The organism is Roseibium sp. AWQ4_290 (assembly GCF_056160985.1).
Genome location: NZ_JBSWYG010000112.1, coordinates 1 through 223, shown reverse-complemented (window position 1 = coordinate 223; position 223 = coordinate 1). Strand labels below are relative to the sequence as shown.

The following is a 223-nucleotide window of genomic DNA, read 5'->3' as shown; positions in this document are numbered from 1 at the left end:
CATGCTGAAGGACCTGGACATCACGCCTGACGATCCGGCTGAATTGAAAGCCGTGAACCGGCTTCTTGCCGACGAAGTCAAGGCCCTGAGCCTGAAGGTCGAGCAGCTTCAACATCAGCTTCATGGGGCGCACCGGAACCGGTTCGGCTCCAAATCGGAAAGCCTCGATCAACTCAATCTGAGCCTTGCCGAGGAAGAGGCCATTGGTGTAGCTGCTGATCAG

Annotated in this window: 1 protein-coding gene; it reads left to right on the top strand. The window is 57.0% G+C overall.

The window, feature by feature from the left end; all coding sequences use genetic code 11:
* Window positions 1–223: IS66 family transposase (locus ACXAH0_RS25360; RefSeq protein WP_475196121.1), on the top strand; the 223-nt coding region annotated here is incomplete at both ends.